The organism is Paenactinomyces guangxiensis (assembly GCF_016055185.1).
GTDB lineage: Bacteria > Bacillota > Bacilli > Thermoactinomycetales > Thermoactinomycetaceae > Paenactinomyces > Paenactinomyces guangxiensis.
In genome coordinates this window covers 21920-35217 of sequence record NZ_JAECVR010000030.1, presented here as the reverse complement: position 1 = coordinate 35217, position 13298 = coordinate 21920, and the positions used below count along the sequence as shown (strand labels likewise).

At 40.7% G+C, this 13298-nt stretch carries 9 protein-coding genes; 8 read left to right on the top strand and 1 reads right to left on the bottom strand.

From position 1 onward, the window contains the following. The first annotated feature begins 102 nt into the window (after positions 1-102). From I8U27_RS18820 to I8U27_RS18810, 3 genes are read left to right on the top strand one after another with little or no spacing between them, the layout of a single operon-like run. Complete coding sequence (locus I8U27_RS18820; RefSeq protein ID WP_181750573.1) at positions 103-849, top strand: hypothetical protein; 747 nt, start codon at positions 103-105, stop codon at positions 847-849. Positions 850-866: 17 nt separating this feature from the next. After that, positions 867-2165, top strand: a complete 1299-nt coding sequence (locus tag I8U27_RS18815) for a hypothetical protein (protein WP_181750574.1) — start codon at positions 867-869, stop codon at positions 2163-2165. 23 nt (positions 2166-2188) lie between these two features. Continuing rightward, a complete protein-coding gene (locus I8U27_RS18810) occupies positions 2189-3370 on the top strand; it encodes a hypothetical protein (RefSeq protein ID WP_181750575.1) in 1182 nt (393 codons plus the stop codon). Between the two features lie 234 nt (positions 3371-3604). Here the strand turns inward: I8U27_RS18810 and I8U27_RS18805 are convergent, their stop codons facing one another. Beyond that, a complete protein-coding gene (locus I8U27_RS18805) occupies positions 3605-3877 on the bottom strand; it encodes a hypothetical protein (RefSeq protein ID WP_232345664.1) in 273 nt (90 codons plus the stop codon). Positions 3878-4433: 556 nt separating this feature from the next. Between I8U27_RS18805 and I8U27_RS18800 the strand changes: the two genes are divergently transcribed. The 5 genes from I8U27_RS18800 to I8U27_RS18780 all read left to right on the top strand — a co-directional run bounded on the left by I8U27_RS18800 (position 4434) and on the right by I8U27_RS18780 (position 12684). Continuing rightward, entirely contained in the window at positions 4434-5360 is a 927-nt protein-coding gene (locus I8U27_RS18800) for a metal ABC transporter solute-binding protein, Zn/Mn family (protein ID WP_181750576.1), read from the top strand. 107 nt (positions 5361-5467) lie between these two features. Beyond that, positions 5468-6229, top strand: a complete 762-nt coding sequence (locus tag I8U27_RS18795; protein ID WP_181750577.1) for a metal ABC transporter ATP-binding protein — start codon at positions 5468-5470, stop codon at positions 6227-6229. 6 nt (positions 6230-6235) lie between these two features. Beyond that, entirely contained in the window at positions 6236-7549 is a 1314-nt protein-coding gene (locus tag I8U27_RS18790; RefSeq protein WP_181750578.1) for a metal ABC transporter permease, read from the top strand. Further along, positions 7549-8448, top strand: coding sequence for a metal ABC transporter permease (locus I8U27_RS18785; protein ID WP_269751027.1), 900 nt, complete (start codon positions 7549-7551; stop codon positions 8446-8448). Before I8U27_RS18790 ends, I8U27_RS18785 begins: the two co-directional genes overlap by 1 nt. 465 nt (positions 8449-8913) lie before the next feature. After that, positions 8914-12684, top strand: coding sequence for an AAA domain-containing protein (locus tag I8U27_RS18780; protein WP_181750579.1), 3771 nt, complete (start codon positions 8914-8916; stop codon positions 12682-12684). Positions 12685-13298: the final 614 nt, after the last annotated feature.

Sequence of the window (13298 nt, the reverse complement as noted above, 5' to 3'; positions counted from 1 at the left end):
CTCGATCGCTTAATAGATAAAAGATTAGGTTTTAACACTTCAAAAGTGCCTTGGAACCGCTAGGTTTCTAGGTTTTTACCTTAGTTATGCAACAAGGTCATGTTGGTTTACTCCGGTGAATATGACTTTATTTTTTTAGATAATAAATTGCAAAAAGTCCGGATTCATGCCGTAAGAAAAGAGGAGTATGTCATCGATCCCACACCTGATAAAGAATTTAGTTATCCTAAATGGCTGGTAAGTTTCATTCTTAAAAGCAATACAACTTCAGAAGCATATAAGGTGGAGCCCGTCTTTGACCAATCGGACCATTTGTTGTATATCGACTTAGTAAGTCATAACTCTCGCAAATTCTCTTATGCCAGTGAGAATACTCACGATTATTCATTATTTCATCTTAACTTTCAGAGTCTGCCTGAAATTAAAAACCAATCACTTATTAAAGGATACTTGCCTTTGCAAAATTGTGCAAAAGCCTTAAACATTGAACCGGACAAATTGTTTAAGGTCTGTGGAAAAAATTATGCCTTGTTAGTTATGGATGAGACAGGTAATATCCGGATAGAGTATTCCTACCCCAATAGAAGAGTTGAGTATGTATTCATGAATAACCGTCTGGTATATGTCCGTACTTATGAATCAAAAACATTATCTATGAACCCTGCTGATCTGAAATCGAGACTGGGAAAGTTTTTTGTTACTTTATATGGTTATGAATATCAACGGGATCAATTACATTTAGCCATTGATTTACAAAGTGACGGGATTCACGGATTTACGCTCTACTCCATACCTGAACATGATTTAGAATGGCTAATTAAGGGGTTGGGAGACCAATTCGACTTATAGAGTATGGAGGTACATTCTTGACTAAAGAGAAAAAAAACAAACCAAAGATCTATATAAAAGGATATGGAAATCAAATTATATATGCAATTGGCGGGGCTACCGTCTATGCTTACAACTTTGTCAGAAAAAAAATCAACGTTCTATCGGTGTGGCAGAAAATATTACTTGGTATTGTCTCCATTGGACTTCTTGCGTCTTTAGTTACTATCTCTATATATCGGGGAAATGCAATAGAAACTTTAAAACCGATTGTGGCTCCATATATAAATGAAGCTATGAAGGATGGCGAACCTGAAACTTTAGTAAAAAAACTTGAAAATGGCTATCTTCCCAACAAGCCGTGTGCCAAAATTGGAATGAAAATGGATGATTTTTTTAATAAGTGCGGGGAAAATTACGAAGAATTTAATTATATAAACTATACTGTAGGGGGAGAAGGAAAATCTATATACAAAGATTGGGAAGCACGTTTTCAAAATGAAAAGTTAGTAGAAATGTCTAGTACCTCTAAGGAGCTAAATCAATATACAATGAAAAAAATTGAAAAAACTTTTGGTAATGCTGATCGTGTAACTTTAAAAGAATTTCAAATTAATTTCGTTTTTGATAAATCCACTTCAATCTTATCTTCAATTCGTATTCAACAAAATGGGTTAACTGAGTTAAAGCCGGAAATGGAACCTGTAGGGGAACCCATGGGAGGAACTAGTGTTGACCTGCCGTTACCAATTGATCAGGATCTATATCAGCAACCCAAGTTAAAAAAAATTAGCAAAAAACTGCCAAGTAGCCGGCTGATTACTAGTGGCAAACAAACAATGGAGCAACTCAGCCGGATGGCTACACAGGGTGATATTATTTTACAAGATTGTGGCCGGGTAGGAGTTTCTACTTTAAATGAAGTAATGAATCGTTGCGGGAAAGAGTTTGAAGACTTTACTGACCGTAAATCATACAATAGTTTTGCAAATTCCAATTTTGACGGAAGGGTTCAAACCTTAAGCTACCATTATGGAACTCACAGGGTATTTTATTATTTTTATAATGGAAAGTTATTAGTAACTAAAGTGCTATTCACAGATGATCTTGAGTTAAAGTTTACAGACATCAGGAACAAACTGGGAGAAACGGATGATATAGGGCGGACAGGCCGGGTTGAAACCTACTATGATTTTAGGTATCCGATCGGTTCATATACCCTGATATTTACAGCCATTATACCCAGTCAAGACCTTTCACATGCAGAAAATTGCAGCAGCATGATCATTACTACACATCCCGAGTTTTATCATGGAGTCGAGTTTGGATGGCTTTAATATCAATTGCTTGAGAGGTTCACATGGAGAAAAAAAAGGATATTCATATCGTTGGCGATGGTAATAGTTATATAGAAAGTTCAGATGGATCAACTGTCACAGCGATCAATGACTTTAAAAAAGTTCCGTTAAACAAGAAGGACTACAGACGAATTGTGATCGTTTGCACGTTAATAATAATCATTTTTATTATATTAGGCTGGACGGGTGTGTTGGGATATGGGATGAATCTTCTTGAACTGTATACCATGAATGACAAATTTTCAAAAGGTGACATCCCTTTTAATGAGTGCGGAAAAATTGGAACATCATTGGATTCAGTTGTAAAAAAATGCGGAGATAAATTCCCCTTAGTTAAGAGAGAGAAGAAAGATGTAAGCGGGGAATGGGAGAATATTGTATATGGTATGTTCGATGATCATTCTCAACCCGTGCTGGAACTGGAATTTTATAAAAAGAAGTTAGTATCTATTACTTTAATAGACCATCCTTCGCTTCGGAAGTTTACAAAAGAACAGGTTCAGATCGTATATAAAAATAACTATTGGAAAAATGAACAATTTGAAATTAGCATGAATTCATCTTGGAGGGCTGCTTCCGGGCCTGATGAAGAAAATAGTCCAATTAAAAAAGTATCCATTACTTCAAAACAATGGGTTGCTGATAAAGCAAAGAAACTGGGAAATGTTCCGAAGCAGCCTGGTGAGTCTTTACCAAAGGAAAAACAATTTATAGACAAAAAATCTTTTCTGATCCGCCTGCTTGAGACTGCAAAAAAAGGTGACCTGCTGCTGTATCAGTGTGGAAAATTAGGTTCGACGCAAGAACAGATTTTAAATGCATGTGGAAGAGAGCCTTATAAGTATGACAGTTATAAGTATTACGGTAAAAGTGAGTATACTTCCATTATGTATTTAAAAGGAGACAACTTTATTAGTCTGGAGTTAAGGAACAACCGGCTTGGAAGAATTTCTATTTCCTCTCAAAAATTAGGGACAATTACTTTACCATACTTAAAGCAAGTATTGGGACAGCCCGATCGTACCATTGAATCAAGTTATAAGCTTTCTTCCCATCATTACTATGTATCAGATACACTCGTCCTTAACTTTACCAATAATCTTGGAAATATTGAGAGCGTTACACTATATGACAAGAACACAGATCAAGACAAGGATTTTGTTCAAGAATGGGAGCTTGAATAAAGTTGAATTTTACTGAAAGGTTGGAAAAGAGCCCTCTTCATGGTGGCAGGGGTTTAACACTCTTGTTTCAGTCGTATCACATTTTTAAACAACAGAACTTCTGTGTAAAGATGAGGGATGATTAGATTCTTTTAAGGTAAATTTTTCAGCCAGTTCTTTTCTTCCGCGTGCACCATGCTGAATCAGGCAGAAGGCTATTCGCAGCATATAAATGGCGAATAGCCTTTTTGTCATTTAAAATCTTTCATCTACTTCCCAGGACTCTACGATCTGATGGGCCGTTCTTGGATCAAAACCCCTTCCCATTAAATAGGCAATTGCTGCTACTTCGCGCAAAGCGTGTTCCACTGAAGTATATCGGGCTTCACGAAGGCCGTATTGCACAAATGGTTCTACGGCTTTTAATGTAGAGGATTTCAGTCCGGCGTACTGAGGGTACTTTGGACGCCGTCTCGGTTCCCTGGGATAATACTCATATTGATATGGGACATAAGACGATTTGTTCATATTTGCATTCTCTCCTTACTTGAAATAGGAATATATCCACCAGTCAATATATGTACAAAAGTGCCATAATGATTGCCCATTTCATTAACATGACTGGAAGGGATCATATACCGGGGCCCAATTTGGATCTAATCTCTAAAAGCGGGAGCGATCCGGGGCTTGCACCCTTGCAAATAAATGATGAACATGAAGATATAAAAGTAAATTAGTTATTGACAGCATAAAAAAGCAGTGGTTACAATAAATGCAGATATATTTTGCGTTAAGCCAACTTATATGGCTTATATAAAAAAGATTATCCGAAGGCATAATAAATGATCAAATCCAATTGATAGAAAATTAAATAACATTGTTAATTCCTTTTTAACATGATGCAGATATGTTGATTGACCGTATGGAATCGCGGAGAAAGTAGGGTATCAGTATGTTCCGGTCAGAGTCCGGCAGAGGAGATTCGCTGTGTGCAATGGGCTCAGTGACAGTACAATCCCTCTTCCTCTCGCGGATTTTGTATCATCCACCCACGTAGACATCATGATTTCAGGAGGTTTTATCGATGAAGAGATGGTTGCGTATCCTGGTGTCTGTTTCTTTCATACCGCCTTTGCTTTTTGTAAGTGCCTGTGGTTCTTCCAGCGCAGGAAAAGCGATGGGGCCGCTTCAAGTTACAACGACCACGGGTATGATTGCGGATCTGGTTGAAAATGTAGGTGGCAAGCATGTACAAGTTACCGGTTTAATGGGTCCCGGAGTAGATCCGCACTTATATAAGGCGTCTCAAGGTGACATAGAGAAGCTGGATGAGGCTGATGTTATCTTTTACAACGGACTTCACTTGGAAGGAAAAATGACAGATATCTTCACTAAGATGGCGCACAGTAAGCCGGTTATTCCGGTGGCTGAAAAAATTGATGAAAAGCTTCTGCTGGAAACGGCAGATGGTCAAAACGACCCGCATATCTGGTTTGATGTACAACTATGGATGAAAGCAACAGAACGTGTCAAAGAAGGGTTGATTGAAATTGATCCTGCCCATAAAAAAGATTACGAACAACAGGCAGCAGCTTATCTAAAGAAACTCGCAGAATTGGACCAATATGCAAAACAACAATTAAACACCATTCCAAAAGAACGCCGGGTACTGGTTACCGCACATGATGCTTTCAGCTACTTTGGCCGTGCTTATGAGATTGAAGTTGTGGGATTGCAAGGAATCAGTACAGCTTCAGAATATGGTTTAAAGGATGTTCAGCGCATCGTGAACCTGCTCACTGAACGAAAAATCAAAGCCGTGTTTGTGGAATCAAGTGTATCCAAACGACCCATCGAAGCTGTTGTGCAAGGGGCAAAAAAGAAAAATCATGAAGTAACCATCGGTGGCACACTTTTCTCCGATGCAATGGGAGAAAAAGGAACTGAAGAGGGGACCTATATCGGGATGGTACGACACAATATTGATACAATCGTGAAAGCTTTGAAATAGAAAAGGCCATGGCCAAATTTCCGATGCTGCGGCCATTTTGCGTTTGCGAATCGGATACAAATGAAGTCCGGATAAAATCATTTTGAGAGAGAAAGGAGCGGATTTCGATGAGTTTATCGAACAGCCCTGTTTCCGTGCGTAACCTGTCCGTCGCTTACCACCGGAAACCTGTACTTCGAGATATCGACTATGATGCTCCGGAGGGTGAACTCATCGGCATTATCGGACCAAACGGGGCGGGCAAATCCACACTGATTAAAGCGATTCTGGGTTTAATTCCGCTGGCTGGCGGTGAAGTAAACATTTACGGAAAACCTTATCATGAACAACGCCAGCTGGTTGGTTATGTACCACAGCGCGAATCGGTCGATTGGGATTTTCCAACGGATGCTTTGGATGTGGTGATGATGGGGCGATATGGAAAATTGGGTTGGTTCCGCCGTCCTAAAGCCGAAGACCGGGAGATTGCGATGGAATGTCTGCAAAAAGTAGGTATGGAATCATTTGCCAGGCGCCAGATCAGCCAACTGTCCGGTGGACAGCAACAGCGGGTTTTCCTGGCCCGTGCTCTGGCACAGGATGCCCGGGTGTATTTTATGGATGAACCATTTGCCGGAGTGGATGCAGCGACCGAAAAAGCGATTATTCAGGTGTTAAACGAGCTGAAACAGCAGAAAAAAACGGTTCTCGTTGTTCATCACGATTTGCAGACGGTCAGCGAGTATTTTGATTCTGTTTTGCTTTTAAACTTAAGAAAGATTGCCGCCGGCCCAACCAGAGAGGTATTTCATGCCGAAAATCTTCAAAAAACGTATGGGGGCCGTCTCACTGTCCTTCCCGGTTCCTCTGACGTGATGGTGACGGGGTGATCAAGAATGGATTTTCTCAAACTGATCCAGCAGTTTATTCAGGATCCCAATGCTTTTTGGGTATTATCCGGTACAACATTACTGGGATTATGCAGCGGTGTATTGGGCAGTTTTGCGTTTTTGCGCAAACGGGGTTTGATGGGTGATGTGCTTGCTCATGCAGCCCTGCCGGGAATCTGTATGGCCTTTATGATCACGGGTTCCAAAAACCCTTTCCTTTTTTTAATTGGAGCAATGATAACCGGGATTTTCGCTTCATTATGCATCGGATGGATTACCCGTTTTTCGCGTATTAAAGAAGATACAGCTCTGGGTCTTGTCCTGTCAGTTTTTTTTGGACTGGGAATTGTTCTGCTCACTCAGATCCAGCATAGCGATAACGGAAATCAGAGTGGGTTGGACAAATTTCTATTCGGTCAATCCGCTTCGATGGTAGGCAGTGATGTACAGATGATGGGTACCGTCGCGATCATCCTGTTGATTCTGTGTTCCCTTTTCTTTAAAGAACTTAAACTGCTCTGCTTTGATGCCAGCTTCGGCCGGAGTCTTGGTTTTCCCACTGGCAGGCTCGATTTTTTGCTCATGCTTTTCCTGGTTGTAGCAGTGGTCATCGGTTTACAGGCAGCCGGAGTGGTACTCATGGCAGCCTTGCTCATCACCCCGGCAGCAGCGGCGAGATATTGGACAGAGCGGCTTAACCGCATGATCATCATCTCTGCCTGCATGGGATCTCTCTCCGGGATGCTCGGAACATTTATCAGTTCAGTCGGTTATAATCTTTCTACAGGTCCGGTCATCGTGCTGGCAGCGACTGTGATGTTTATCCTCTCCATGGTTTTTGCGCCCAGACGTGGTTTGCTGGCCAAGTGGCTCCGCCTGCTGAAAACACGAAACCAGGTGGCCAAAGATAATCTGATAGTGTGGTTATATGAAACAATGGAAACAGAAAGGACGGACTTCGTTTCTTTGGATCAACTGAAGCAGCACCATCGCATTTCATCCCGAGTCTTAACCGGATTGGAACGCTCTCGGTTGTTAACGGTTGAACGAACCGGCGGAAAAGAGACACTCATTCGTTTTACCGAAACAGGGTGGAAGAAGGCGTACGACACAGTGTTAACCAAACGGATGTTAGAGGTGTGGCTCATGCATGAAGGCGATTTGGAAAGCAAACTGCCAGCCGGCGAAGTTATTTCAAAAGATCAGATTCCTGAAGGTTTAGTTCCTCAACTGTACTCACTTCTCGTCCGTCACAAACGTGAACCGAAGCGGTGTCGACCACCAGCCGCTTCTTCGGTTCAAGAAAGGGTGTCATCCTGATGAGTGATTTTTGGATTATTCTTACGGGTGCACTCGTCGCTTCTGCTTGCGGCTTTCTGGGATGTTTTTTAATTCTGCGAAGAATGGCAATGCTGGGGGATGCCATCAGCCACGCAATTCTTCCGGGGATTGTGATCGCTTTCTTACTGAGCGGCAGCCGTGCTTCTTTACCCATGCTCTTAGGAGCCGCTGCCTTTGGCTTGATCACCACGTTTATGATTCAATCTCTAAGTCAAAACGGCGTTCAAGCAGATGCCGCAATCAGTGTTACCTTTACTGCTTTATTTTCAATTGGGGTTATCTTAGTCTCGATTTTTACCCGCCAGGTGGATCTGGATTTGGATTGTGTCTTATATGGTGAGATTGCTTACGTTCCCTGGGATACCCTGGAGATATTCGGAGTGGATCTGGGGCCTCGTGCTGTATGGGGGGTCAGTGGAGCTTTTCTGATCAGTTTCATCTTGATTACTTTGTTTTACAAACAGTTTAAAATCTGCTCTTTTGATCCGGCCATGGCAGCTGCAATTGGCATTCCGGTTACTTTATTCCACTACCTGTTGATGGGCATGGTCTCTGTTACCACTGTCGCTTCGTTTGAAAGTGTGGGGGCGATTCTGGTTGTAGCGATGCTGATCGTTCCGGCAGCTACGGCTTACTTGCTCACAGATCGTTTGAGTATCATGCTCATGCTCAGTGTGGTGGTTGGAATTTTAAGCTCGATCGGCGGCTATTTGTCTGCCCGGCAGCTGGATGTTTCTATCGCCGGATGTATGACGGTTATGGCGGCAATTCTGTTTGCGCTCGCGTTTCTTTTCTCCCCAAAACACGGAGTCATTACACGCTGGTGGATTCGCAGACAACTTCGTATTCAATTATTTGAAAAAAATAATAGCGTATAATGGTTTAATGCTCGAAATCGGCATCAGTTCCCCAAATGGCGGAACAATGCCGATTTTTTATGTGAACTTTTTAGTGAATGCAAACGAAAGTTCATTGTGATTATCTTATATGATTCAATAAGGTTCATTCCTATTTATTTGTTCCTGCATTTTCATTCCACAACCGCCACGGGATGAAGACGGCTCTTATGGTGGCTTTATTATGCCTGCGGTTTTCCGTGTGGGGAGATCGTTCCTTTTGTCAACGGAAGGTCGTATTTGAATCATCATTGATATTTAACTTCAAATCTCCGAATCAAAAGATATCCCAAAAATGGCGTATTTTTTTGATAAAATAACTAGCAAGTGGTTCGATAAAATCATATAACTCACATAAGCGAGAAGTATGTTTTCAAGCTAAATGAAATCTGCAGGACAGAAACAAATAAGCATTTGAAGTTACAACTTGAGAATAGGAGGTACATCATGGAACAAAGGTTAATACGGCTCAAAGATCGTTTAAGTGACCTGAGCCGTAGAAATCGTTCCCTTCGACTGCTTAAGCTGCCAAGCAAGTGGACTTTTGATCTGACAGAGCTAGATTCAGAAGAGGGACCTTCTCAAGTGACAAAGATGTTAAATCAGATTATTTCTGGTAAGAAGAAGGTTCGCCTCACTCATTCTTCTCTACCAGAAAGAAAACTACAAACGATTGGTCAAAGCTTAACACATCTATATCGCAATATGAAAGCAATCGAAGATGAAACGGGCTTGTATGACTTATACATTGGGTATCCTTTTCTCACAGGTAACTTAAGAGACGGTTCTTTTATTCAGGCTCCGTTATATTTATATCCTGTTCGCCTGGTTCGTAAAGATCGTAGTAATTTGCATTGGGAATTAGAGTTATTTCCGGATGCCGAGCCACAGTTGAATCGGACCCTATTTTTAGGGCTAAAAAGGTTTCATCAGTCTGCTTTTGAAGAGAGTATTTTCGAGGATAGCAAACAATGGAAGTCAATCGACAAAACCAGCTTATCTTCATGGGCAGAGTGGCTAAATGAAAATAATCTCAAGGTTACATATACGAAGCAAGGCATCAGGCCGCTTCATACATATACAAGAGAAACAATCCCGCAAGAGGCGCCATTAACACTGGAACCTTTCGTGATATTAGGCAGCTTTCCACAAGGAAACTCTTCTTTGATTCGCGATTATGATGAACTAATTGCTTTATCAACTCAGCAAGAGTTGCCTTTTATACAGGAACTAATCAATTTAAATGAAGAGAATAGTTATGATCCAATGCCTGATTCATATGCGGAGGGGCTCTTAGAAGTTCCCAAAGTCAAGGAAGAGGAACAATTCTTTCTATTATCTACAGACTACTCTCAGGAGACTATTCTTCATACCATGCGAGGAGCGAAAGGTTTAGTGGTTCATGGACCTCCAGGTACAGGGAAATCACAGGTCATCGTAAATTTAATCACGGATGCATTAGCTAAAGGAAAGAAAGTTTTAGTAGTCTGTCAGAAGAGGGCAGCTTTGGATGTTGTTTATCAACGGTTAGATAGCCTTGGTTTGACTTCTTATGTAGCACTTATCCATGATGAAAAGCAGGATCGTAAAGCCTTATATCATAAAATAAATAAACAAATTCCAGAAACCATAGCTCCGATGCAAAGCAGAGAATCATCTTTTCACCATATATGCAAAAGGCTGGAAGATCGAGAGCGAAAGTTAAATGCCATTTATAATGGCTTACATGAACGTCAGCCATTCGGCTATAGTGCATATGAGTTATATGGACGTGCAAAAAAGCGGGACGATGTTATTCAAACTATTTCTGTATCAGATTTAGCCACTGGTTTGAACCGTGATACCCTTGATGATGTGCTTACTACGATTTCCTTATATGAATCTTACTATCATCGCTTTGGCAGGGAAGATTATGTACTAAGAAGAAGGAAATCGTTGGCTGGTTTGGAGCTAAAGGATCAAACTACACTGATTGAACAGCTGGAGCTTGCTTTAGAGAAAGCGGAACAGGCTATTCAACAACTCAATCAGCTAAATCATGAAAAAATAACTCCAGCCTATTTATGGTTAATGAGTGATCGCCTGGCAAAAATCTACGATGATTTAGATCCCAAAGAGAAGAAGACACTGCAAAAATTAAGAATATGGTGGTGGACTTCGTTTACAGGGAAGGGAATTGTAGAGGAATTACTACATGGCCAGAAATTTAAAGGCACATCTTCGGTTGAATGGCCAAAAATTCAAGAAAGCTTGCGCTTAATGTATGAAATTGCTCAGATTACCTCTAAGCTGGATCAACATCTGCACTTTCTGGAACGTATCTTAGATGATGAGTTTTTCAAGCAGATCCGAAAAGAATTATCTGAAGGAAAGGTCCCTCATCATACTATTTTACAAATTCGCGAAGCAATTACTCACGATTTTGATGATTTAAAGGCAATGGATCGTTGTTACTTTGAGGCTGCGCCAAATGTACAAAAGCTGATTCAAAGGTTAAAAGATAAAGAGATGAACGAAGCAGCCGCGTTATCTGAACAATGGGCAGATACGGTTCGTCAATCTTTTTATCTATTTTGGATTGATGAGATTGAAAGGAAGCATCCACATTTAAGCAAAGTATCTACAGATGAGTTTCAACAGATTCGGGATGATTTCGGTAAGCTCATTATCGATAAAAGAAAATTAGCTCTACAGGTTTTACAAGAACGCATGACAAGTAATATCAACCATTCAATACAGACCCATGTTCGAGCCTTTAGAGAATTACGGCACCAAACAGGAAAACAACGTCAGATTTGGCCTGTGCGCAAATTAGTGAATCACTTTTCAGAAAAAGGCTTGTTAGATATTTTACCTGTATGGTTAGCTTCACCTGAAACGGTTTCATCTATGTTTCCTCTAACTTCCGGTTTATTTGATCTGGTTATTTTTGACGAGGCTTCACAATGTACAGTGGAGAGCGGCTTACCATCTATTTATCGTGGAAAGCAAGTGGTTGTGGCAGGGGATGAAAAGCAATTACAGCCATTTGAACAGTTTAGAGTCTCCATATATGATGACGAAGAAGAAGAAAATGACTTTGAAATGGAAGAGTCACGCAGCTTGCTGAACCTGGCTAAGCGTACTTATCCGGTACGTATGCTTCAGTATCATTACCGTTCTAAGTTTGAAGAACTTATTCATTTCTCCAATCATGCATTTTATAACGGCTTCATGCAGGTGGCACCCAATGTGTCATCTGACCAATCAACATCAGCCATTCAATGGTTGAAGGTTGATGGACGTTGGATTAATCAATGTAACGAGCGGGAAGCAATCGCTGTTGTTGATCTACTTCAACAACAATTAGAAAAGGAGCCTGATCAAACTGTCGGAATCATCACGTTTAATGCTAAGCAACAGGATAAGATCTGGCAGATAATAGACCAGCGTGCAAAGGATGACCATCAATTCTCAGCTCTATATGATGCAGCGATGAAGCGGGAATTGGATGAGCGTATCTTTGTTAAAAACATTGAAAATGTGCAAGGTGACGAGCGTGATGTGATCATATTCTCTATCGGCTATGCCCCTAATGAAGAAGGTAGAATTTATAACCGATTTGGCCTCCTGAATCAGCAGGGAGGAGAAAATCGTTTAAATGTAGCTATCACAAGGGCTAAAGAGAAAATCTATGTCGTTGCCAGCATTGAACCACATGAATTAAATGTTGCTGGAAGTAAACATGAAGGGCCTAGACTGTTCCGCCACTACTTAGAATATGCTAAAGCAGTATCTGACGGAGATAAGGAAAAAGTCCTGAGTGTATTACAAAGGGTTAATCCCCAAACAGAGACCAAAAAGCAGTTTAGCGATGATCAGTTTGACTCTCCATTTGAAGCAGAAGTATGTGAGGCTCTGCGAAGTATTGGTTATCAGGTTGATACGCAAATTGGAGTTTCAGGCTACCGAATTGATTTAGGAATTGTTCATCCTAAGAACCCAGGTTTTTATATACTGGGAATTGAGTGTGATGGTGCTGCTTACCATAGCTCTCCACATACAAAAGAGCGTGACTTATACCGTCAGGAATTCTTAGAGTCAAGAGGATGGAAAATCCAAAGAATTTGGAGCCGAAACTGGTGGAGAAATCCTGGTGCTGAAATAGAGAAGATTGATCGTATGGTTAAAGAATTGTTGCTGAAAGAGGAGCATAAAGAGAAGATAACTTTGACGTAAGGAATAACGATCAGGATAATTTTTGGTATGATTCTTGTTAGATGGAGTAAGTGGACAATCATTTGTTACTCCTGATCCGAAACCACAAGCAAAGTTATTTGTTTTTGAATATGTATTGAAACTAAAACAGGGGAGAAGTGATTCCCCTGTTTTATTGAATCATCCTATTTAATAAATGCTGTATTATCGTTACCCACATAAAAGATGGGATCATAAATCTCATCCTGTTTGATGGTGTCAGGGGTATAACACCCTTGTTTTAGTTGTATCACATTTTTAAACGACCGAACTTCTGTGTAAGGATGAGAGATGATAAGATTCTTTTAAGCTAAATTTTTCGGCAAGTTCTTTTCTGCCGCGTGCGCCATGCTGAATAATGAAATCTAATTCATCTGGTGTCAGCAGTTTAACACTAACCAGAAGAACCTCGTCTAAAGGTAACCTCGTTTACTTTCCCGGCATGGCAAAGTCCCCTTCGATAAATTAAGTTCCCCAATTCCATTACTTTAGCCTCAAGTATCTACCCATCCCTGTTATATAAAAAAAGCCCATCCGAAGTGTAAGGATGGGCGAACTATCATCCACTATCTATATAAAAAGGGGAGAAAACTAAT

What these genes read in the sequence shown, in the direction of transcription:
- I8U27_RS18810 (WP_181750575.1), top strand. Translation starts at nt 2,189, where the DNA reads ATGGAGAAAAAAAAGGATATTCATATCGTTGGCGATGGTAATAGTTAT.
- I8U27_RS18805 (WP_232345664.1), bottom strand. Translation starts at nt 3,877, where the DNA reads ATGAACAAATCGTCTTATGTCCCATATCAATATGAGTATTATCCCAGG.
- I8U27_RS18800 (WP_181750576.1), top strand. Translation starts at nt 4,434, where the DNA reads ATGAAGAGATGGTTGCGTATCCTGGTGTCTGTTTCTTTCATACCGCCT.
- I8U27_RS18795 (WP_181750577.1), top strand. Translation starts at nt 5,468, where the DNA reads ATGAGTTTATCGAACAGCCCTGTTTCCGTGCGTAACCTGTCCGTCGCT.
- I8U27_RS18790 (WP_181750578.1), top strand. Translation starts at nt 6,236, where the DNA reads ATGGATTTTCTCAAACTGATCCAGCAGTTTATTCAGGATCCCAATGCT.
- I8U27_RS18785 (WP_269751027.1), top strand. Translation starts at nt 7,549, where the DNA reads ATGAGTGATTTTTGGATTATTCTTACGGGTGCACTCGTCGCTTCTGCT.
- I8U27_RS18780 (WP_181750579.1), top strand. Translation starts at nt 8,914, where the DNA reads ATGGAACAAAGGTTAATACGGCTCAAAGATCGTTTAAGTGACCTGAGC.